The sequence below is a fragment of the Paraburkholderia atlantica genome (assembly GCF_000092885.1).
Taxonomy (GTDB): domain Bacteria; phylum Pseudomonadota; class Gammaproteobacteria; order Burkholderiales; family Burkholderiaceae; genus Paraburkholderia; species Paraburkholderia atlantica.
Genome location: NC_014117.1, coordinates 1,114,705 through 1,134,099, shown reverse-complemented (window position 1 = coordinate 1,134,099; position 19,395 = coordinate 1,114,705). Strand labels below are relative to the sequence as shown.

The window sequence follows — 19,395 nt, the reverse complement described above, 5'->3', positions numbered from 1 at the left end:
GGTCTCCGAAAAAGGAAATAACATGCAAGGCGACAAGAAGGTCATCGAATATCTGAACGCGCAGCTGAAGAACGAGCTGACCGCGATCAACCAGTACTTCCTGCATGCGCGGATGTACGGCCACTGGGGCCTCGATAAGCTCGGCAAGCACGAGTACGACGAGTCGATCGGCGAAATGAAGCACGCCGACATGCTGATCGAACGGATCTTCATGCTCGACGGTCTGCCGAATCTGCAGGACCTGCACAAGCTGCTGATCGGTGAGGAAACCAAAGAGATCCTCGAATGCGATCTGAAGCTCGAACAGGTTTCGCAAAGCACCTGCAAGGAGGCGATTGCCTACTGCGAATCGGTGCGCGATTTCATCTCGCGCGAAATCTTCACGAAGATTCTCGACGACACCGAAGAGCACATCGACTGGCTCGAAACCCAGCTCGATCTGATCGATAAGGTCGGTATCCAGAACTACCAGCAAAGCGCGATGGGCTCGGTCGAGTCGTGATCGAGGCACGTTGAAGCATCCCGCGCGGTTGCGGCCCGATACCTGCCCGGCAGGCATTCGCGCCGGACCGCACCGCGTGGGCGATATACTTGCGCGCTTGCTGGCTCTTCGCCCTTGGTTCCGCCTGTTTCTTCGACCGCCACGTCACGCTCGTTTCCTTCGTCTATGCCCGTTCCCGCGCCGTCCCCGACTGTCCGCAGTGTTGCCGCTGGTGCCGCGTCGCTGGCGCCGATCGGAATTTTCGATTCGGGGCTCGGCGGACTGTCGGTGCTGCGTGCGGTGCGCGCGCAACTGCCTGACGAGGCGCTGCTGTATGTCGCGGATTCGCTGTACGCGCCCTATGGCGAGCGCGACGATGACTTCATCACCGACCGCACGCTAGCCATCGGCGAATGGCTCGCCGCACGAGGCGCGAAGGCGCTCGTGGTCGCGTGCAATACGGCGACCGCGCAGTCGATCGCGCTGGTGCGCGAAAAGCTGCCGATTCCGCTGGTCGGCGTCGAACCGGGCGTCAAGCCCGCGGCACTGCAATCGAAAAGCCGCGTCGCCGGCGTGCTGGCGACCCAGGCGACGTTGCGCAGCGCCCGCTTCCAGGGGCTGCTCGAACGCTACGCCGCCGATTGCCGCTTTCTGTGCCAGCCCGGTCACGGGCTCGTGCAGGCGGTCGAGCGCTGCGACGTCGGCTCCGCCGAGCTACGCGCGCTGCTGCGCAGCTACCTGCAACCAATGCTCGACGCTGGCGCCGACACGCTGGTGCTCGGCTGCACCCATTACCCGTTTCTCGACGCGGCGATCCGAGACATCGTCGGCGAGCGGCTCGCACTGATCGACACGAGCGTGGCGATCGCGCGTCAGCTCGAACGCGTGCTCGAGCAACACGGCCTGCGCGCCGCCACGCCAGCCGCAAGCACGCCGCTGCCGCGCTTCTACTCCACCGACGACGGCATCCATCAGCAGCAACTGGCTGCCACACTGCTGCAGATCGAGGCTGCGGTCGAGCAGGTGTCGATACCGTCCCGCCGCACTGCCGCATCGGATTCCCGCGCCGCCTAGAGCCGGCATCCGGCACGCGCGTCGCCCTGTCTGCCGACAAAATCCATTCTAAGCGGCTGGTTTTGTTACAAAAAATCGCACAGGACGCTTGCCAAACGAACCAAACAAAATGATAATAATTCGCATTAACGTTAGCTATGACGCCTGCCATGATCGTCTGTGTCTGCAAATCCGTTTCCGACCGCACAATCCGCTCCTCGATTGCGGACGGCATCGACTCGTTCGACGAGTTGCAGTTTGAACTCGGCGTCGCCTCGTGCTGCGGCAAATGCGAGGAATCCGTGCGCGACGTGATGCTGCAAAGCGGCGTATGCGCGAGCCGTTGTGGCGTAGTCGAGCGTCATCAACAGGTGCAGAGCGTCGCCGAAGTCATGCAAGTCACGTTCTACGAGCGCAAGGCAGCCTGAATTAGCTAGCGGGGCGCGGTGCAAGCCGTGTCGGTGTTTCCCAAGCCCCTATGCTTCATGCACGTTTAATGTAACGCTTAATGCGACATTGAAAGTGCCGCATGTCTGCAACAAAACCGCAGTACAGTCCGCCGTACCGCGTTATCCCACTGCCGTCAGCAAGCCAGTATTCGTACCAGCCAGCTACCCCTTCTCCCTTCGAAAGGAGCTCGAGATGGAATTGCTGATTGGTTTCGTGACTACTTTGTTCATTTCGCTGCTGATTTTCCGAACATGACGATGTCCTGTCCGACGCGCCGCCCGAACGGTGTGCTGCCACACTGACCATGCAGGCTCCGCACCCCGTTACCGCAGGCGCCCCGCTGGCGTCGTCCACCCGACCAAATTCCCGCGCGCTGACGGCCACCGCCGTGGTCGCCGTGGTTCACGTCGCGCTGCTCGCCATGATCATGACGCTGCGTCACGAGCCTGTGCAGGTCGCGCTCGAATCGCGCGTGATGACCGCCGAACTGCTGCCGCCCGCACCGGTCGCCGCGCCGGTCGCGCTGCAATCGCTCGCTCCGCCGCCGCCCCAGCCGACGCCGCCCGTCCATACGAAGCCGAAAGTCCAGCCGAAACCGGCTCCGACGCCCAAGCCGACTCCCACTCCGACTCCGTTGCAGCAAGCCGATGCGCCGTCGCCGACGCCAGTCGCCGCGCCAGATCCGACACCGCCCGCGCCCACCGCGCCGGCGACGCCGCCCGCCGCGGCAGCACCCGCGATCGGCAAGCCGACGATGGAGGTCAGCGCGCCGAAAAACGTGTCGCACGTCGAGTGCAATATCGCGCAGCCGGATTACCCGACGCTGTCAAAGCGCCGTCACGAGACCGGCACCGCGTCCGTGCGGTTCGTCATCGGCCTGAGCGGCAAGCTCGAAAACATCGAACTGGCGAAGAGCAGCGGCTTTAGCCGGCTCGACGACGCCGCCGTCGCGGCCGTGCACGCCAGCGCCTGCAAGCCTTACCTCGAGAACGGCCAACCGATTCGGGCCGCTTTTACCCAGCCTTTCAACTTCAATCTGACCGACTGAAGCAAGCTTTCAAAAACAAGGAATCGCGATGCAAAACTATGGATTGGCGCACGTGTGGGCGCAAGGGGATTTCGTGACGCGCGGTATCGCGCTCGCGCTGTTGATAATGTCGGTGATGTCGTGGAGCGTGATCGTCGTCAAAGGGTGGAATGTGGTGCGCCTGAAGCGCCTGACGAAGAACGCCGAGCAGGCGTTCTGGCATTCGGACGACCTCGCAGACGGCGTGAAAAAGCTCGGCGGCGGCGCCTCGACGCCGCATGACAACCCGTTCCTCGCACTCGCGCTGTCGGGCCAGGAAGCGGCTGACCATCACCACCAGACGCAGCCGCATCTGCATGACCGCATGGACGTGTCGGACTGGATCACGCGCTGCCTGAAGGACACGATGGACGAAAGCGTCGCGCGCATGCAGAGCGGTCTCGCGATTCTCGCGTCGATCGGCAGCACCGCGCCGTTCGTCGGCCTGTTCGGCACCGTGTGGGGCATCTATCACGCGCTGCTCGCGATCGGCGCGAGCGGCCAGTCGTCGATCGATCAGGTCGCCGGTCCGGTCGGCGAAGCGCTGATCATGACCGCGTTCGGTCTGTTCGTCGCGATTCCGGCGGTGCTCGGCTACAACGCGCTGACGCGCGCCAACAAGGCGATCGTCGCGAAGCTGAGCCGCTTCGCGCACGGCCTGCATGCGTTCTTCGTAACCGGTGCGCGTCTGTCGTCGACCAAACGCGGCGACGGCCTGCGTCTCGCGACCCGCGCCAACTGATCGACGAGGCATTCCGATGGCAATGAGCCCTTTCGCCGGAGACGATGACGACGGCCTGATGAACGAGATCAACATGACGCCGCTCGTCGACGTGATGCTGGTTCTGCTGATCGTCTTCATGGTGACGATTCCGGTGATCCGTCACGCGGTAAAGATCGACCTGCCGCACGCAAGCAGTCAGAAGGAAGACACGAAGCCCGCGCAGGTGACGGTGTCGATCGACGCGGACGGCAACGTGCTGTGGGACAGCACCAAGGTCGACGAGGCGGCGCTCGCCGCGAAGATCGCCGCGGCCGCGCAGGCAAGCCCGCAGCCGGAACTGCATCTCGATGCGGACCGCAAGGTGCCGTACGAGAAGGTCGCTCAGGTGATGTCCGCCGCGCAGGCCGGCGGACTGACGAAGATTGGTTTCGTCACGCAGCCCAAAGCGAAGTAACGGGTAGCGTGGCACGCGAAGCAGTACGCTCGTCCACGCGAAATACCCGTTGAAAGACGGCCAGAAAGTAAAAGGCCTTCATCGTCGGATGAAGGCCTTTTTTGTGCGCGCTCGGCGCCTTCGGGCGGCGGGATCATTTGCCATCGGCCGAAGACTGATAGCTTTTATCACCGCATGCGAGGGCCGTGGTCGACACGGACAACGCGGTCAGCCCTATCAGGCCCGCTATGATAGCGGCCATGAGTTTTCGCATAGGAGACTCCTTAGCGAAAGGGATTTCACTATATGCCTGTGCGCGCGCGCATTCAAGCAAACGGCCATTGAAAGTAACCATAACAGGCCACGCTTAAATGCTAAAAGCGATTTGCGAAGCGCGATACAGGCTCGCGGCGCACCGTGCGACTCCTGTGTTTCCTCAAGCGGCTTATCAAACCACCGTCGACGCAACGGGAGCCGCCGCCGCAACCGATGCCTGCGCGATCGTTTTGTTGCCGTGCGCAGGACACTCGCCCATGATGTGCTTACCTTCATCCGGATCGAGCATCTCGACCAGATAATCGACGAACGCGCGCACGGCCGGCACCATCCCCTGACGCGATACGAACACCGCGTACAACTGCGGCGTCGGAAAACTCCAGCCCGGCATCACGGGTGACAACAGCCCTGCCCTCAACGCGGCGCCATACATCATCTCAGGCAACGCGGCGATGCCGACGCCGGCCAGCACCGCCTCGCGGATCGTCATCAGATCCGCGGTCACGAGGCGCGGCTCGTGCTCGTGAGCATGGCGTGTGCCGTCGGGCGAGATCAGGTTGTACACGTGGCGGCCGTCGCTCGTCGGCACGTCGAGTGTTTCGAAGCGGTTCAGGTCGGCCGGCGTGAGCGGCGGCGCATTCTGCTGCAGCAGACTCGGCGCGCCGACCAGCATCTGCTCTGTGCGCCACAGCGGCCGCACGACGATGTTCGCGTTTTCCGGCGGATCGGAACGCACACGCAACGCGACGTCGATCGAATCCTCGAACAGATCGACCACGCGATTGGTCACGCGCATCACGACGCGCACCTCCGGATAGCGGTGCATGAATTCCGGCAGGATCGTCGACAGAATCGTCTGCGAGATCGTGACCGGAACGCTGACGCGCACCGTGCCGCGCGGCGACGAGCGCAATTGCTGCACGACATTGACCGCCGCCTGCGCTTCGCTGAGCATCGCCTGACAATGCTGGTAGAACAGCTGCCCCGCTTCAGTCAGCGCGAGCTTGCGAGTGGAACGCTGCAACAGCCGCACGCCGAGTGACGCCTCCAGCTCCGTGAGCCGGCGCGACAGGCGCGACTTCGAGATGCCCAAGACCCGCTCGGCGGCCGAAAATCCGCCATGTTCGACGACCTGCGAAAAGTACATCAGGTCGTTCAGGTTGTGTGAATCGATCTTCATCTCATCGTTCCATGAACAGAACAATCCATTGCTGGGAGGCGGCTGGCACCGCGAAAAACGGTCCCTATAATAGCTCCATGTTTCAGAAATAACGCTATTCCCCATTTTTCGAGGTGATATTGATGACTACGTCACGCACGATCGAACGCACGTTTCCGTCGGTTCGCACGGTGGAAGGCGGCGGATTCATCGTTCATCGGCCGTTTCCGACGCGTCTCTTGATGGACTTCGATCCATTCCTGCTGCTCGACGAAATGGGGCCGATCGACTATGCGCCGGGCGAGGCCATCGGCGCGCCCGATCATCCGCATCGCGGCTTCGAGACGGTCACGTATGTGCTCGAAGGCCAGTTCGGCCACAAGGACTCGGCGGGCCATTCGGGCACGCTGCACGCCGGCGACGTCCAGTGGATGACCGCGGGCGCGGGCGTCGTGCATAGCGAAATGCCGGACCCGGAATTCACGCGCACCGGCGGCCGCGTGCACGGCCTGCAGTTGTGGGTGAACTTGCCGCGTCGCGACAAGATGATCGCACCGCGCTATCAGGAGATCCCGTCGACACGCATTCCGGTCGCGACGTCCGAAGACGGCCAGGTGCGCGTCAAGGTCATCGCGGGCGAAGCGCTCGGCGTCAAGGCCGCGATCGAGACGCGTACGCCGATCCTGTATCAGCATTTCTCGCTGCAGCCGGGCGCGACGATCCGCCAGCCGGTGCCGACCGACTATCGCGCGTTCGCGTATGGGCTGTCCGGCAAGGGCGTGTATGGCGAAGGCGACGCGCGCGCCGACATCGACGCGCGCACGATGGTCGTGTTCGCCAACGACGGCGACACGGTGACCATCACTGCCGGCGACGAACCGCTCGAAGTGCTGCTGCTCGGCGGCGTGCCGCTGAAGGAGCCGGTGGTGCGCTATGGCCCGTTCGTGATGAATACCGAGGACGAGATCCGTCAGGCGGTGGTCGACTATCAGGCCGGGCGGATGGGCGCGATCACGCATTGACCGGCTAACGCGCGCCGCCAGATCGCCCCTCTCGGGGCGCGAACACCGGTAAATTCGGTCACAATATCGGCTCATGTCGCGCGAGCCGCGTTGCTTGCAACGGTCCGAGCCGCGCGACCCAATATGATCGCTATCACAGGAGCGCGCATGGCAGAACCCACCGTCACCGCCCACATCGGTTCGACGAATTTCCAGGTCGTGTTCGACGACGGCAAGCACACATGGATTGCCGACGAACCCGAATCGCTAGGCGGCGGCGACCGCGGCCCGACACCGGTCTCGCTGCTGCTGTCGAGCCTCGGCGCGTGCACGTCGATCACGCTGAAGATGTATGCGCAGCGCAAAGGCTGGCCGCTCGCGGGCGTACGGGTCAAACTGTCGATGGAAACCGGCAACGCGGGCTCTACGATCGACCGTCAGATCATGCTCGATGGCGAACTGTCCGACGAGCAGCGGGAACGGCTTTTGCAAATTGCCAATGCATGCCCGGTGCACAAAATCCTCACGCACACGATTTCGATCCGCTCCGCGCTCGCCGTCGCTTAACAGGCGCACCAGACGATGCATAGGACGGTCGGACGTCGCCCGTTCGGGCCACGGGCATTGCAATATTTTCATAGGACGCAGTCGACTTGAATTTCGAACATCTCATTCAGATCAACGATCCGTTGAATCCCCTCGTCGAATCGATGACTCGCGAGCAGCTGTGGGAAGGCCTTGTGCTGCGCGCCGAGCAGCCGCAACTGTTCGTGATGGGCCTCGACAGCTGCACGATCCTGTCGCGCGACGGCAACGTGCTCGAGCGTGAGTTGCACTACGGCCAGGCCACCGTGCGCGATCGCGTCACGCTGCAGGAAAGCGACAGCGTGCGCTACGACATCCTGCCGACCGCGGAACACGTCGGCGGCTCATTGACGATGACGATCGAGCAACCCGATGAGCTGCAGCTGTTCCTGCGCTTCGAGTACGCGACCACGCTGCCCGTCTCGACGACCGATCAGGACGCCGTGCGGACGCAGGAGATCGTCAAGTCCGCGTATCGCGAGAACGATATCGATACGGTGCGGCTGATCCGCCAGTACGTCGCGACCAGACAGGAACCGGGACCGTTGCACTGAGAAACTGCGCGGGCGCGCTGCCCGCGCCGTCGCGGGGCCATGTCCAGGATGGCCCCCAAGGTCGTCGTCTAGCCACACATTTCATTCAGCTATCAGAAGTCGAATCCGATCAATTTCTCGGCCTTGTAAATAGGAATAGTTATCATTTAGAATCCTCCCATCGAATCGACGAACAAGCTAGAACGAATGACCGATATGACTCGCTCCACCACGCTGAGCCTGCGCCGCTCAGCGGCCGCGCTAGCCAGCCGGCCGAAGCCGTCGACGACGACCGCGCCTGCAGCGAAGCCCACCGCCGAACGCACCGCCGGCCAGAGCGCGACTGCGGAACGGGTGGTGCGCAGCGACGCGCTGCTGCAAGGCCATAGTCACATCAGCATCGTGCACAACGGCGAGACGTACCAGCTACGAGCGACGCGCCTCGGCAAGCTGATCCTGACGAAGTAGCAACGCAACACGAACGAAGTAAGTACCGGGTATTGTGGGGACCACCTCCGCGAGAGGTGTTAGGCATTAGCCAGCCACGACGGCTTGCACGCGAGAACTAGACCCCTTCGTGCAGACACCAAGCCAGCCGTCGCAGCAAGCCAGGCCGTTTTTTTTGGTTCTCACTCGAAAGCGGATGCGCACAACGGCGCACAACGCTGAAGATGAAAAAGAAAAAGCCGTGGGATGTCACCATCCCACGGCTTTTTCTTTGCGCTTGCGCCCGCGTTCGCACCGAACACAGGCCAAAGACTTACTTCGACGCCCAGCCCCAGAACATCAGCCACCACGCGCTATTGACGACCGCCAGCGCCGCGACGAACCACAGCATCGCCAGCGCACGCGGCACGAAGCGCTCGCTATAGCGACGCGTGACGAGCCACGCGAGCCATGCACTCCATGCGCTGGCAATCACGAGAATCGCGATGCGCAGATCCGACGCCCACCACAGCGACACGTGCTCGGCGCGCAGCAGTGACAGCGTCGTCGCCGACAAACCGAGGAATACGCCCGCGCCTGCGATCGGAATCAGCCCCTGCGTCAAATGATGCAACCGCGTTGCGTTGAAGCGCCCGAGCATGCGCGTCGCGCCCGTCAGCAACAGCAGCAGCGCGGTACCGTAGACGAGCGCCGTCGCGAGGATGTAGCCGATCAGCAGCGAGCCGTCGAGCCACGAGAACACGTCGTTCTGATCAGGGTAATGCGTGAACAGGAACCACGGCGCGTTGGTGTCGAGCGGCCACGTGATGTCGTGATCGACGAGCCAGGTCGCCGCGAACATCTTCAGGTCGATGAACCAGCGCGACGCGGTCCAGTGGAACGCACCGATCGCGATGCCGAGCAGGCCATACAGGATCAGCGCGGTGTCCCACGGATTCGCCTTTTTGTCGCCCAACTGCACGACTTCCGTCGAAGGCTTGCGCCACGTCAACGCGATCGCATCACGGTGTCCGCTGCAGCGGCCGCACATATGGCAGTCGGCCGCGCCCTTCATGTTGCGCAACGGCACGAGCGGCGCGCAGTTGATCGGAATCACCCGGTGCCCGTGCTCGCCGTTCGTGTACGAACGGCGCCACGCGTCCTCGTCGACCTTGTAGTGAAACGGCGCGAGGCGCGCCAGAAGCGAAAAAACCCCGTTGACGGGGCACAGGTATTTGCACCAGATGCGCTTCTCGCGACCGTACAGCAGACCTATCACGATCGCCGCGAAAGTCGAGCCGCCGAGCACCAGCAATACCGCTTTCGGATACTGGTAGACGCTCACCATCTGACCGTAGATCGTCGTGATGCCGAATGCGACGAAGGGCCATCCGCCCCAGCGCATCCAGTGCGGAATCGCGCGGCCGCGCCCGAACTTGCTCGCGAACTCGGCGAGCGCGCCCTCCGGGCACAGCACGCCGCACCAGACGCGGCCGAGCATCACCATCGACAGCAGCACGAACGGCCACCAGATGCCCCAGAACACGAACTGCGCGGCGAGTGTCAGGTTGCTCCATAGATGCGCGGTATCGTCCGGCAGCGGCATCAGCGCGGGCGCGATGATCAGGAACGCGTACACCGCGACCACGACCCATTGGATGCCACGAATCACCGCGCCATGGCGCTGCATCCACTGGCCGACCGCCGCGAGGCGGCCAGGCCGCGAAGCCATCACGGCGCTCATGCCGCGCGCCCTGCTGTTTGTCGCGCGGGCTTGCGAGTAGCGCGGCGCACCAGCAGATAAACGACCGCCCAGTACACGGCATAGGCAAGCAGATTCATCAGTGCAGGATGCGCGCGGTAGCCGGTCAGCGTCGCGACGAGCGAGCCGAAGGTGCTCGAATCATCGAGGATCGCCGACGAATTCCACAGCTGGTCGACGAGCGTCGGCAGGATTTCCTTGTCGATCAGCTTGTCGATGCCGGTCTGGAACAGCCCCGCACCGAGGAACAGCAGCATGATTTCGGTGACGCGGAAAAAGAGCCGCCACGAGATGATCTTGCCGCCGAGCTGCAACACGTAGAAGGTCAGGAACGCGAGCGCAAGACCGATCGCGACAGCGAGCATCTGGCTGCCGTCGACATGACCCGACTGGCCAAAGCCCAAGCCGTACAGGAAGATCACCGTTTCGCTGCCTTCGCGCGCGATCGCCAGTGCGACCAGCAGCGCGACGCCCCACCAGTTCGAATCGCGCTTGCTCTTTTGCAGCGACTGTTCCATGTCGCGCTTCAGCGTGCGGCCGTGCTGCTTCATCCACAGCACCATCTGCACGATCAGCACGCAGGCGATGAGCACCATCGCCGTCTGGAAGTAATCCTGCGCGTCACCGGCGAGCACCTCGGTGAAGCCGACCAGCGCCGCGCCGAGCGCGACCGCCGCGATCACGCCGGCCGCCAGGCCGCCCCACAGGTACGGCAGGCCGCGGCGCGCGTCGTCGTCGCCATTTTTCAACCACGCGTACAGGATGCCGACGACCAGCAGCGCCTCGACACTTTCCCGCCACACGATGAACAGAATCTGACCCATTCAAGCTCTCCCTTCGATCCTTCTACTGCCCACTTCACTTCGCGACGATCACGCCCTGCGCCTGCTGATGAAAGTCGTCGAAAAACTTGTATTCGCCCGGCTCCAGCGGAGCGATCACGACGAACGAATCGGCGCCCGGCGCCAGCACCTTCTCTTTACGCAACTGCACGCTTTCGAATTCGGCCGCGCCCTTGCCGGTGTTACGCACTTCGATCTTGATACGCTGCCCCGCGGGCACTTCGATGCGGGCCGGGTTCAGCTTGCCGTCGTTCATTTCGAGCTTGAAGGTCGGCAGATCGGCTGCGTGAGCCGTGGCCGCCAGGCAAAACGTGGCGGCAAGCATCGTGATCTTTCGGTTGATTCCCATTGCCCTTTCCGGAAAACGCGACGCGCCGACGCCGGGTATCACACCGACCGTCCGCGCGCCGTCTGCTGCATTAACTGATACGTTGAGCGACCGCGTTGGCGCCGCACGCCGATCAATAACCGCCCTTCTTGCCGATGCCAGCGAAGGTGAAGTCATATTCGAGCGTGATTGGCTTGAACCACGGACCGACGCCAGTTTCCTTGTCGACGTGGCGGCCGAACGCCATGTGGCCCGTCTGCATCGGCGGTTCGACGATCAGCTTCAGGTGATACTTGCCCGGGCCTTGCAGTTTGACGTTGTCGCCGTAGTGCGGACCGTCGTTCGCGACCATCGCCATCAGGTCGCCCTTCAATGGCTGGTTCGAGCCGGCCTTCGTCAGTTCGTAGCGCACCTGCAGATAAGGCATCCAGTCGCCTTCGGCGAAACCCGTCGGATTGTTCTTGACCGCGTGAATGTCGGACTCGAGATGGATGTCCGAATCCGACGCCTTGCGCATCATGCCTTCGGGCTCCATCGTGATCGGCTGCAGGTAGACCACACCGATTTCCATGCCACCCTGAATCTGCTGCTTGCCGATCGGATATTCGGCGGCCGAGGCCGACAGCGCCGCGACCACGGCTACCGCTGCCGCGCCACCGCGCACAAAGGAAGAAATCCGCATTGATGCTCCTTGTTTTTATCAGACTGGAATCGATCTCATTGAAATACGGCGGTCGCAAGACAGATGTAAATTTAAATGCGAACCATTCTCAATATTGGTTGAGTTTATCATCGATCGCTGGTGAGAACAAACCTGTTAGTGCGCTTGGCCTCATGCCAGCATGGTCTTAAGGTTCGCTTAAGAAAAATCTTTGTGTGGCTGGGAAGCAGGGATGGAATTCGTCACCGTCAAAGTGACCATTTCGACGGCTCCCGCGGGAGCTTAAGTGCCGGCCAATGCGAACAGGCGCGGCGAATGGCCGCGCCCTTTCATGGTGGACAAAGGCGATGGAACGAAACGTCGATTAGTCGACGCCCGCCACGTGATCGCCGACGTTCGCGCCGAACACGCGCTGACGTAGCAGCGCCAGCTGGTCGCGAGTCTGCGCGGCCTTCTCGAACTCGAGATTCTTCGCGTGCTCCATCATCTGCTTTTCGAGGCGCTTGATTTCCTTGGCGAGTTGCTTCTCGGACATGTCCTCGAATTTCGCGCGGGTCTGCTGCTCCTTCAACTCGGCGCGCGCTTCGTCGACGTTGTACACGCCGTCGATGATGTCGCGAATCCGTTTCACGACGCCACGCGGCGTGATGCCGTGCGCGGCGTTAAACGCGATCTGCTTCGCGCGGCGCCGCTCGGTTTCGTCGATCGCGCGGCGCATCGAGTCGGTGATGTTGTCCGCATACAGGATCGCCTTGCCGTTCACGTTACGCGCCGCCCGGCCGATGGTCTGGATCAGCGAACGCTCGGCGCGCAGGAAGCCTTCCTTGTCCGCGTCGAGAATCGCGACCAGCGACACCTCGGGAATATCGAGACCCTCGCGCAGCAGGTTGATACCGACCAGCACGTCGAACGCGCCGAGACGCAGATCGCGGATGATTTCGACGCGCTCGACCGTGTCGATGTCGCTGTGCAGATAGCGCACCTTGATGCCATGGTCGGCCAGAAACTCGGTGAGCTGCTCGGCCATCCGCTTGGTCAGCGTCGTGACCAGCACGCGGTCGCCGGCCTTGATGCGCTCGTTGATCTCGCCGAGCACGTCGTCGACCTGGCTGCGGGCCGGCCGCACCTCGATCTCGGGGTCGACGAGGCCGGTCGGGCGCACCAGCTGTTCGGCAACCTGCCCCGACGTCTTCTTTTCGTAATCGGCGGGCGTCGCCGACACGAACACAACCTGGCGCATCTTGCGCTCGAACTCGTTGAACTTGAGCGGCCGGTTGTCGAGCGCCGACGGCAGCCGGAAGCCGTAGTCGACGAGATTTTCCTTGCGCGCACGGTCGCCGTTGTACATGCCGTTCAGCTGGCCGATCAACACGTGCGATTCGTCGAGCATCATGATCGCGTCGGGCGGCAGGTAATCGACGAGCGTCGGCGGCGGCTCGCCCGGCGCCGCGCCAGAGAAGTGCCGCGAATAGTTCTCGATGCCCTTGCAGAATCCGAGCTCCTGCAGCATTTCAAGGTCGAAGCGGGTACGCTGCTCGAGCCGCTGCGCCTCGACGAGCTTGCCTTCGCTATAGAAGAACTCGAGCCGGTCGCGCAGTTCGGCCTTGATCGTTTCGACCGCGCGCAGCACGGTGTCGCGCGGCGTCACGTAGTGCGACGACGGATACACCGTAAAGCGCGGAATTTTCTGCCGCACGCGGCCGGTGAGCGGATCGAACAGCTGCAGCGTTTCGACTTCGTCGTCGAACAGCTCGACGCGCACCGCCATCTCGGCGTGCTCGGCCGGGAAGATATCGATCGTGTCGCCGCGCACACGGAACGAGCCGCGCTGGAAGTCGGCTTCGTTGCGGCTGTACTGCATCGCGATCAGCCGCGCGATGACGTCGCGCTGGCCGAGCCGGTCGCCGGTGCGCAGCGTCAGGATCATCTGGTGGTATTCGGACGGATTGCCGATACCGTAAATCGCCGACACCGTCGCGACGATCACGACGTCGCGCCGCTCCATCAGGCTCTTGGTCGCCGACAGCCGCATCTGCTCGATATGCTCGTTGATCGACGAGTCTTTCTCGATGAACAGATCGCGCTGAGGCACATACGCTTCCGGCTGGTAGTAGTCGTAGTACGAGACGAAGTACTCGACCGCGTTGCGTGGAAAGAACTCGCGGAACTCCGAGTACAGCTGCGCGGCGAGCGTCTTGTTCGGCGCGAAAACGATCGCCGGGCGGCCGAGCCGCGCGATCGTGTTGGCCATCGTGAAGGTCTTGCCGGAGCCGGTCACGCCGAGCAGCGTCTGGAACGCGAGACCATCGCCGACGCCCTCGACGAGCGTCTCGATGGCCGTGGGCTGGTCGCCGGCGGGCGGATACGGCTGGTAGAGCTTGAACGGCGAACCTTCGAACGTGATGAATTTGGATTCGTCGAGCGTATCGTCGGCTTCAGTCAGATGGTGTTCGGACATGAGGGGCGGCACCGGGCCTTGAGCAAAGAATCATTCTAACGGGTTGCTGAAAGCGAAGATCGAGCGGGGTTACGTAGGGCTGCACTGGGGCGTGCAGGCGACTATCTGTTATGGCCCCTTGCGGACGTACGCGCGGCGAAGGACAGCGCACCTCGGCACGCGCGCGCGGTCCACCGCGCGCCGTCCGCTCGAATTCCATACTGCCACATGGCCCCCCAGTGCCTGTTTTTCAAGCAAATAATTGCCTTTTGGCCATCCGGTCGTCCGAAAAAAGCGCCCAGATTCGTTACAATGCGAAGTTGCGCTCGCTCGCCGCTGTCCATAGGCCGTCCCTGATTTTCGCGTTTCGTCGAACTCACGCCGCACGCCCGAAATGCCGCCGACGCTCCATATGAGGCCTCCCGCGCGCGAAGCCGCCCTCTTTTTACTACTGCTGCCCACCCATCATGTCTCTGTTCTCCGCCGTCGAACTAGCTCCCCGCGACCCGATTCTGGGCCTGAACGAAGCTTTCAACGCCGATACGCGCGCCACCAAGGTCAACCTCGGGGTTGGCGTGTACTTCAATGAAGAAGGCAAGATCCCGCTGCTGCGCGCCGTGCGCGAGGCGGAAAAGGCCCGCGTCGATGCCGCGCTGCCGCGTGGCTATCTGCCGATCGAAGGTATCGCCGCTTACGATGCCGCCGTGCAAAAGCTGCTGCTCGGCAACGACTCGCCGCTGATCGCGGCCGGCCGCGTCGTCACGGCGCAGGCGCTGGGCGGCACGGGCGCGCTGAAGATCGGCGCGGACTTCCTGAAGCGCGTGAACCCGAACAGCAAGGTCGCGATCAGCGACCCGAGCTGGGAAAACCATCGCGCGCTGTTCGAAGGCGCGGGCTTCGTCGTCGAATCGTATCCGTACTATGACGCGCAGACGCACGGCGTGAACTTCGACGCCATGCTGAACGCGCTGAACAGCTATGCGGCGGGCACGATCGTCGTGCTGCACGCGTGCTGCCACAACCCGACCGGCGTCGACCTGAGCGTCGAACAGTGGAAGCAGGTCGTCGAGGTCGTCAAGGCGCGCAACCTCGTGCCGTTCCTCGATATCGCCTACCAGGGCTTCGGCGACAACATCGAAGCGGACGCGGCAGCCGTGCGTCTGTTCGCGGCGCAGGAACTGAACGTGTTCGTGTCGTCGTCGTTCTCGAAGTCGTTCTCGCTGTACGGCGAGCGTGTCGGCGCACTGTCGATCATCACCTCGAGCAAGGAAGAAGCGGCGCGCGTGCTGTCGCAACTGAAGCGCGTGATCCGCACCAACTACTCGAACCCGCCGACGCACGGCGGCTCGGTGGTCGCGGCCGTGCTCGCGTCGCCGGAACTGCGCGCGACGTGGGAAAGCGAACTGGGCGAAATGCGCGACCGTATCCGCGCAATGCGTAACGGTCTCGTCGAACGCCTGAAGGCGAGCGGTGTCGATCGTGACTTCAGCTTCGTGAACGCACAGCGCGGCATGTTCTCGTACTCGGGTCTGACGGCACCGCAAGTGGATCGTCTGCGCGAAGAGTTCGGCATCTATGCGGTCAGCACCGGCCGTATCTGCGTGGCTGCGCTGAATACGCGCAATCTCGACGTCGTCGCCAACGCGATTGCTCACGTGCTGAAGTAAGGCGATTCACGGCGCGGAGGTTTGCCGCGCCAGTGCAGCAGGTTCACCGCTGCAACTGTCTATCGAAACGGCGCTCTTTTATGAAAAGGGCGCCGTTTTTTCATGCCTGCCTGCCTGTTCGTAGGACGTTGCCGGCGTCGCGTCGGGTCTGTCTGCGCAGAAATCAGCGCGAGTCCCGATGAATATCGTGCGTGACGAAGCCGGCATCGTTCTGCGGCATATCGAGCCAGTCGGGCTGCTCGAGGGAACGGACAATATCTTCGAGACCGCTTCGCCAATGCTCGCGCATCGTCGACAGACCGAATTGGAAGTCCTTGTAATGTCCTTCGTATTCCTTGTGCCGGTAGATCAGGTGAATCACGTTGTAGCGCTTCGAGCACGACAGGTCTTGGGCCAGCTTGCACCACGGATCGTCGCGTTGCTCTTCGGGCACACGGTCCAGCACCTCGCGCAGTACGTGGCGGAAACGCTGCGAGCGCTGCAGCATGTCGGTCACGAGACGCGTACGGCTCGAATACTGGATGTCTTTCATGCGCCCCTGCACGTCCGTGATGTTGTCCGGCACCGGCCCGATCGCGCTCCATAAATCGACCTGAAAGGCGAGCGTATCGCGACGCGGCGTGGTCTGGAGCACCTCGTAGAGCGGCGTGTTCGACATCAGGCCGCCGTCCCAGTAGAACTGTCCGTCTATCTCGACAGCCGCGAAGCCCGGCGGCAACGCGCCCGACGCTATGAAATGCTCGGGCCTGAGCGTGGTGTGCGTATTGTCGAAGTACGCAAAATTGCCCGTGCCGCAATTCACCGCGCCCACCGACACGCGTATTTCCCCGGAATTGATCCGGTCGAAATCACACAGCGACTCGAGCGTGGCCTTCAGCGGCGTGGTGTCGTAGTAGCTCGCCAATTGCGGCGGACCGGACACCGTGGGCAACGGCGGCGGAAAACGCGGCACGAAAAAGCCCTTTTGCCCTTCGACGATCGCGCTCATTGCCTGTGCTGCCGTAAATGCCTTGCGCACCGCTTCGCTCGAATTGAACAGCGCGTGTTCGACCGGAGCGGGCAACGGCGGTCCGAACGCCGGCTGGCAGATCGTCTCCCAGAACTGCAGCAGACGCTCGACGCGTCGTTCCGGCGGATTGCCCGCAATGATCGCGGTATTCAGCGCACCGATCGAAATTCCGGCGATCCAGTTCGGTTCGATGCCGGCTTCGTAAAGTCCCTGAAAGACGCCGGCCTGATAGGCGCCGAGCGCGCCACCGCCTTGCAGCATCAGCGCGACGGTTTCGTAGTTGGGCAACCGGAGGTGCCGGCGCGAGCGGGCGGCAACCGCCGGACCCGCGCCCTCCCCGTCGCCGGACACGCCCACGCGCGCCCGCTTCAGATTGCGTTGCGCCATGGGCCGCCCCTTAGTGCATGTACCAGCCGTGGCTCACGACGAACGACTGGCCAGTCAGCGCCGCGCTCGGGAAGGTCGACAGGAACAGCACGGTCTGCGCGACGTCTTCGACCGTCGTGAAGATACCGTCGACGGTACCGCCCAGCATCACGCGCTTGATCACTTCTTCTTCGCTGATGCCGAACTCCTTCGCCTGCTCGGGAATCTGCTTGTCGACGAGCGGCGTGCGCACGAAGCCCGGACACACGACGTGCGAACGCACGTTGTGCGCAGCCCCCTCCTTGGCGAGCACGCGCGACAGACCCAGCAGAGCATGCTTCGCGGTCACGTACGCCGACTTCAGCGGCGAGGCGAGATGCGAGTGGACCGAGCCCATGTAGATCACGACACCGCCCCGGTTGTCCTTGTACATGTGCTTGAGCGCGGCCTTGGTGGTCAGGAACGCACCGTCCACGTGAATGGCCTGCATCTTCTTCCAGTCCGAGAACGAATAGTTTTCGATCGGATTGACGATCTGGATGCCGGCGTTGGAAACGAGAATGTCGATCGAGCCGAATTCCTCGGCGACCTTGTCGATACCCTGGTTGACGGCGTCTTCGCTCGTCACGTCCATTGCCACGCCGATTGCCTTACCGCCGCCCTTTCTGATTTCTTCAGCAACGGCGTTCGCGCCGTCCTGGTTCAGGTCGGCGATCGCGACGGCCGCACCCGCGGCTGACAGAGTCAACGCGATCTGTTTGCCGATGCCGCTCGCGGCGCCAGTGACGACGGCGACCTTGCCGTTCAGATTCGAGTTCAGAGACGACATCCAGAACCTCCATGCAGTTGATGAGCAATGAGACCACGAAGCCGCGCGCCGCGAGAAGTCGGCCAAACGGTATAGACCGTTCGGCGGATGCAGCGCAGCGGCCGACTTTGCTATTGTGCATGAACCCTGTGAACGGCATAGGTAAAACGCACGCCGAACCGGATCTATTTAAACTGGACGCTTTCCGGCTGAATCCGGGCTCCATTCCCGTGGCATCACCAACCAGGAGACATGCATGAATTATCGACGTCTGGGCCGCTCCGGCCTGCAAGTGAGCGAGTTGTCGATCGGCTCATGGGTCACGTACGGCAACCAGGTGGATCACCGCGCCGCGCGCGAATCGCTTGCCGCGGCGCGCGACGCGGGCGTCAATTTCTTCGACAACGCCGAAGTCTATGCGGGCGGCAAATCCGAGGAAATCATGGGCCATGCGTTGAAGGAGCTCGCGTGGCCGCGCGTGAGCTACGTCGTGTCGACGAAATTTTTCTGGGGACTCAACGAAGCGCCGAATCAGTACCACACGCTGAACCGCAAGTACCTGATGAACGCGATCGACGGGTCGTTGAAGCGCCTGCAACTCGATTACGTCGATCTCGTGTTCTGTCATCGTCCCGACCCGAACACGCCGGTCGAGGAAACGGTCTGGGCAATGAGCGACATGATCACGCGCGGCAAGGCGCTGTACTGGGGCACCTCGGAATGGAGCGCCGACGAGATTCGCGCCGCATATGAAATCGCCGAGCGGCATCATCTGCACAAGCCGGTCATGGAGCAGCCGCAATACAACCTGTTTCACCGCAAACGCGTCGAGCAGGAATACAAGCGGCTCTACGAGGACATCGGCCTCGGCCTGACCACGTGGAGTCCGCTCGCATCGGGTCTGCTCACCGGCAAATACCGTGACGGCGTGCCGGCCGACAGTCGCGCGCAGTTGCAGGGCTATGACTGGCTGCGTCAGCAGCTCACCGACCCGACACGGAACAACGTGGTCGGCCAGCTCGGCGCGGTCGCCGACGAACTCGACTGCACAGTGGGTCAGCTCGCGATCGCGTGGATTCTGAAGAATCCGAATGTCAGCACGGTGATCACGGGCGCCTCGCGGGTCGAACAGATCGGCGAAAATATGCAGTCCACCGAGCTGGCGGCGCGCATCACGCCGGAGATCAAGCAGCGAATCGAGGAGATCATCGGCGACGCGCACGAGTAATCGCCCCGCAGCGCCACGCACTGAGTGGCCAACCGGGCACGCGCGGTCGCGTACAATACGCGACCGCGCGTCGCCGACTCCTTTGGGCCGGCCTGCGCTC

Annotated in this window: 20 protein-coding genes; 12 read left to right on the top strand and 8 right to left on the bottom strand. The window is 62.8% G+C overall.

The window, feature by feature from the left end:
• Positions 1-22 precede the first annotated feature (22 nt).
• From bfr to BC1002_RS05090, 6 genes are all read left to right on the top strand, one after another.
• The gene (gene bfr / locus BC1002_RS05115) at positions 23-502 is read left to right on the top strand and encodes a bacterioferritin (protein ID WP_013089002.1); all 480 of its coding nucleotides are present in this window, start codon (positions 23-25) and stop codon (positions 500-502) included.
• Between the two features lie 165 nt (positions 503-667).
• The gene (murI, locus tag BC1002_RS05110; RefSeq protein WP_013089001.1) at positions 668-1,555 is read left to right on the top strand and encodes a glutamate racemase; all 888 of its coding nucleotides are present in this window, start codon (positions 668-670) and stop codon (positions 1,553-1,555) included.
• 149 nt (positions 1,556-1,704) lie between these two features.
• Positions 1,705-1,962: a (2Fe-2S)-binding protein gene (locus BC1002_RS05105; RefSeq protein ID WP_013089000.1), complete on the top strand. Its 258-nt coding sequence runs from the start codon at positions 1,705-1,707 to the stop codon at positions 1,960-1,962.
• A gap of 326 nt (positions 1,963-2,288) precedes the next feature.
• Positions 2,289-3,032, top strand: coding sequence for an energy transducer TonB (locus BC1002_RS05100; RefSeq protein ID WP_013088999.1), 744 nt, complete (start codon positions 2,289-2,291; stop codon positions 3,030-3,032).
• 28 nt (positions 3,033-3,060) lie between these two features.
• Complete coding sequence (locus BC1002_RS05095) at positions 3,061-3,792, top strand: MotA/TolQ/ExbB proton channel family protein (protein WP_013088998.1); 732 nt, start codon at positions 3,061-3,063, stop codon at positions 3,790-3,792.
• A gap of 16 nt (positions 3,793-3,808) precedes the next feature.
• On the top strand, positions 3,809-4,228 hold the full coding sequence (locus BC1002_RS05090; RefSeq protein WP_013088997.1) for an ExbD/TolR family protein: 420 nt from the start codon (positions 3,809-3,811) through the stop codon (positions 4,226-4,228).
• 427 nt (positions 4,229-4,655) lie between these two features.
• Here the strand turns inward: BC1002_RS05090 and BC1002_RS05080 are convergent, their stop codons facing one another.
• Positions 4,656-5,663 carry a LysR family transcriptional regulator gene (locus tag BC1002_RS05080; RefSeq protein ID WP_013088995.1) on the bottom strand — a complete coding sequence of 336 codons (1,008 nt, stop codon included), beginning with the start codon at positions 5,661-5,663 and terminating at the stop codon, positions 4,656-4,658.
• Positions 5,664-5,785: 122 nt separating this feature from the next.
• Here BC1002_RS05080 and BC1002_RS05075 point away from each other — a divergent pair, with 122 nt between their 5' ends.
• The 4 genes from BC1002_RS05075 (at position 5,786) to hemP (ending at position 8,229) form a co-directional block, all read left to right on the top strand.
• Positions 5,786-6,664: a pirin family protein gene (locus BC1002_RS05075; RefSeq protein WP_013088994.1), complete on the top strand. Its 879-nt coding sequence runs from the start codon at positions 5,786-5,788 to the stop codon at positions 6,662-6,664.
• Positions 6,665-6,811: 147 nt separating this feature from the next.
• Entirely contained in the window at positions 6,812-7,210 is a 399-nt protein-coding gene (locus BC1002_RS05070) for an OsmC family protein (protein ID WP_013088993.1), read from the top strand.
• An 86-nt stretch (positions 7,211-7,296) separates the two neighbouring features.
• On the top strand, positions 7,297-7,782 hold the full coding sequence (locus tag BC1002_RS05065; RefSeq protein WP_013088992.1) for an SRPBCC family protein: 486 nt from the start codon (positions 7,297-7,299) through the stop codon (positions 7,780-7,782).
• Positions 7,783-7,968: 186 nt separating this feature from the next.
• The gene (gene hemP, locus BC1002_RS05060; RefSeq protein WP_013088991.1) at positions 7,969-8,229 is read left to right on the top strand and encodes a hemin uptake protein HemP; all 261 of its coding nucleotides are present in this window, start codon (positions 7,969-7,971) and stop codon (positions 8,227-8,229) included.
• A gap of 292 nt (positions 8,230-8,521) precedes the next feature.
• Here hemP and BC1002_RS05055 read toward each other — a convergent pair whose 3' ends face one another.
• From BC1002_RS05055 to uvrB, 5 genes are all read right to left on the bottom strand, one after another.
• Positions 8,522-9,931 (bottom strand): 4Fe-4S binding protein, encoded by a 1,410-nt coding sequence (locus BC1002_RS05055; protein WP_013088990.1) that lies wholly within the window; start codon positions 9,929-9,931, stop codon positions 8,522-8,524.
• Positions 9,928-10,773, bottom strand: coding sequence for an FTR1 family iron permease (locus tag BC1002_RS05050; protein WP_013088989.1), 846 nt, complete (start codon positions 10,771-10,773; stop codon positions 9,928-9,930). Before BC1002_RS05050 ends, BC1002_RS05055 begins: the two co-directional genes overlap by 4 nt.
• Positions 10,774-10,807: 34 nt before the next feature.
• Positions 10,808-11,140 (bottom strand): cupredoxin domain-containing protein, encoded by a 333-nt coding sequence (locus BC1002_RS05045; RefSeq protein ID WP_013088988.1) that lies wholly within the window; start codon positions 11,138-11,140, stop codon positions 10,808-10,810.
• A 112-nt stretch (positions 11,141-11,252) separates the two neighbouring features.
• Positions 11,253-11,801: an iron transporter gene (locus tag BC1002_RS05040; RefSeq protein WP_013088987.1), complete on the bottom strand. Its 549-nt coding sequence runs from the start codon at positions 11,799-11,801 to the stop codon at positions 11,253-11,255.
• Positions 11,802-12,144: 343 nt separating this feature from the next.
• Positions 12,145-14,238: an excinuclease ABC subunit UvrB gene (gene uvrB / locus BC1002_RS05035; protein WP_013088986.1), complete on the bottom strand. Its 2,094-nt coding sequence runs from the start codon at positions 14,236-14,238 to the stop codon at positions 12,145-12,147.
• A gap of 446 nt (positions 14,239-14,684) precedes the next feature.
• On the opposite strand from uvrB, the gene BC1002_RS05030 reads away from it, so the two are divergent.
• Positions 14,685-15,884 (top strand): amino acid aminotransferase, encoded by a 1,200-nt coding sequence (locus BC1002_RS05030; RefSeq protein WP_013088985.1) that lies wholly within the window; start codon positions 14,685-14,687, stop codon positions 15,882-15,884.
• A 163-nt stretch (positions 15,885-16,047) separates the two neighbouring features.
• Here the strand turns inward: BC1002_RS05030 and BC1002_RS05025 are convergent, their stop codons facing one another.
• Together BC1002_RS05025 and BC1002_RS05020 are read right to left on the bottom strand one after the other, a co-directional pair.
• Positions 16,048-17,280, bottom strand: a complete 1,233-nt coding sequence (locus tag BC1002_RS05025) for a DUF3734 domain-containing protein (RefSeq protein ID WP_013088984.1) — start codon at positions 17,278-17,280, stop codon at positions 16,048-16,050.
• A 10-nt stretch (positions 17,281-17,290) separates the two neighbouring features.
• Positions 17,291-18,088, bottom strand: coding sequence for a 3-hydroxybutyrate dehydrogenase (locus tag BC1002_RS05020; RefSeq protein WP_013088983.1), 798 nt, complete (start codon positions 18,086-18,088; stop codon positions 17,291-17,293).
• Positions 18,089-18,323: 235 nt separating this feature from the next.
• Here BC1002_RS05020 and BC1002_RS05015 point away from each other — a divergent pair, with 235 nt between their 5' ends.
• The gene (locus BC1002_RS05015; RefSeq protein WP_013088982.1) at positions 18,324-19,295 is read left to right on the top strand and encodes a potassium channel beta subunit family protein; all 972 of its coding nucleotides are present in this window, start codon (positions 18,324-18,326) and stop codon (positions 19,293-19,295) included.
• The last annotated feature ends 100 nt before the right edge of the window (positions 19,296-19,395 follow it).

Bases quoted from the DNA above. Each gene is read 5' to 3' on its own strand.
- bfr (WP_013089002.1), top strand. From the start codon at position 23: ATGCAAGGCGACAAGAAGGTCATCGAATATCTGAACGCGCAGCTGAAG.
- murI (WP_013089001.1), top strand. From the start codon at position 668: ATGCCCGTTCCCGCGCCGTCCCCGACTGTCCGCAGTGTTGCCGCTGGT.
- BC1002_RS05105 (WP_013089000.1), top strand. From the start codon at position 1,705: ATGATCGTCTGTGTCTGCAAATCCGTTTCCGACCGCACAATCCGCTCC.
- BC1002_RS05100 (WP_013088999.1), top strand. From the start codon at position 2,289: ATGCAGGCTCCGCACCCCGTTACCGCAGGCGCCCCGCTGGCGTCGTCC.
- BC1002_RS05095 (WP_013088998.1), top strand. From the start codon at position 3,061: ATGCAAAACTATGGATTGGCGCACGTGTGGGCGCAAGGGGATTTCGTG.
- BC1002_RS05090 (WP_013088997.1), top strand. From the start codon at position 3,809: ATGGCAATGAGCCCTTTCGCCGGAGACGATGACGACGGCCTGATGAAC.
- BC1002_RS05080 (WP_013088995.1), bottom strand. From the start codon at position 5,663: ATGAAGATCGATTCACACAACCTGAACGACCTGATGTACTTTTCGCAG.
- BC1002_RS05075 (WP_013088994.1), top strand. From the start codon at position 5,786: ATGACTACGTCACGCACGATCGAACGCACGTTTCCGTCGGTTCGCACG.
- BC1002_RS05070 (WP_013088993.1), top strand. From the start codon at position 6,812: ATGGCAGAACCCACCGTCACCGCCCACATCGGTTCGACGAATTTCCAG.
- hemP (WP_013088991.1), top strand. From the start codon at position 7,969: ATGACCGATATGACTCGCTCCACCACGCTGAGCCTGCGCCGCTCAGCG.
- BC1002_RS05055 (WP_013088990.1), bottom strand. From the start codon at position 9,931: ATGAGCGCCGTGATGGCTTCGCGGCCTGGCCGCCTCGCGGCGGTCGGC.
- BC1002_RS05050 (WP_013088989.1), bottom strand. From the start codon at position 10,773: ATGGGTCAGATTCTGTTCATCGTGTGGCGGGAAAGTGTCGAGGCGCTG.
- BC1002_RS05045 (WP_013088988.1), bottom strand. From the start codon at position 11,140: ATGGGAATCAACCGAAAGATCACGATGCTTGCCGCCACGTTTTGCCTG.
- BC1002_RS05040 (WP_013088987.1), bottom strand. From the start codon at position 11,801: ATGCGGATTTCTTCCTTTGTGCGCGGTGGCGCGGCAGCGGTAGCCGTG.
- uvrB (WP_013088986.1), bottom strand. From the start codon at position 14,238: ATGTCCGAACACCATCTGACTGAAGCCGACGATACGCTCGACGAATCC.
- BC1002_RS05030 (WP_013088985.1), top strand. From the start codon at position 14,685: ATGTCTCTGTTCTCCGCCGTCGAACTAGCTCCCCGCGACCCGATTCTG.
- BC1002_RS05025 (WP_013088984.1), bottom strand. From the start codon at position 17,280: ATGGCGCAACGCAATCTGAAGCGGGCGCGCGTGGGCGTGTCCGGCGAC.
- BC1002_RS05020 (WP_013088983.1), bottom strand. From the start codon at position 18,088: ATGTCGTCTCTGAACTCGAATCTGAACGGCAAGGTCGCCGTCGTCACT.
- BC1002_RS05015 (WP_013088982.1), top strand. From the start codon at position 18,324: ATGAATTATCGACGTCTGGGCCGCTCCGGCCTGCAAGTGAGCGAGTTG.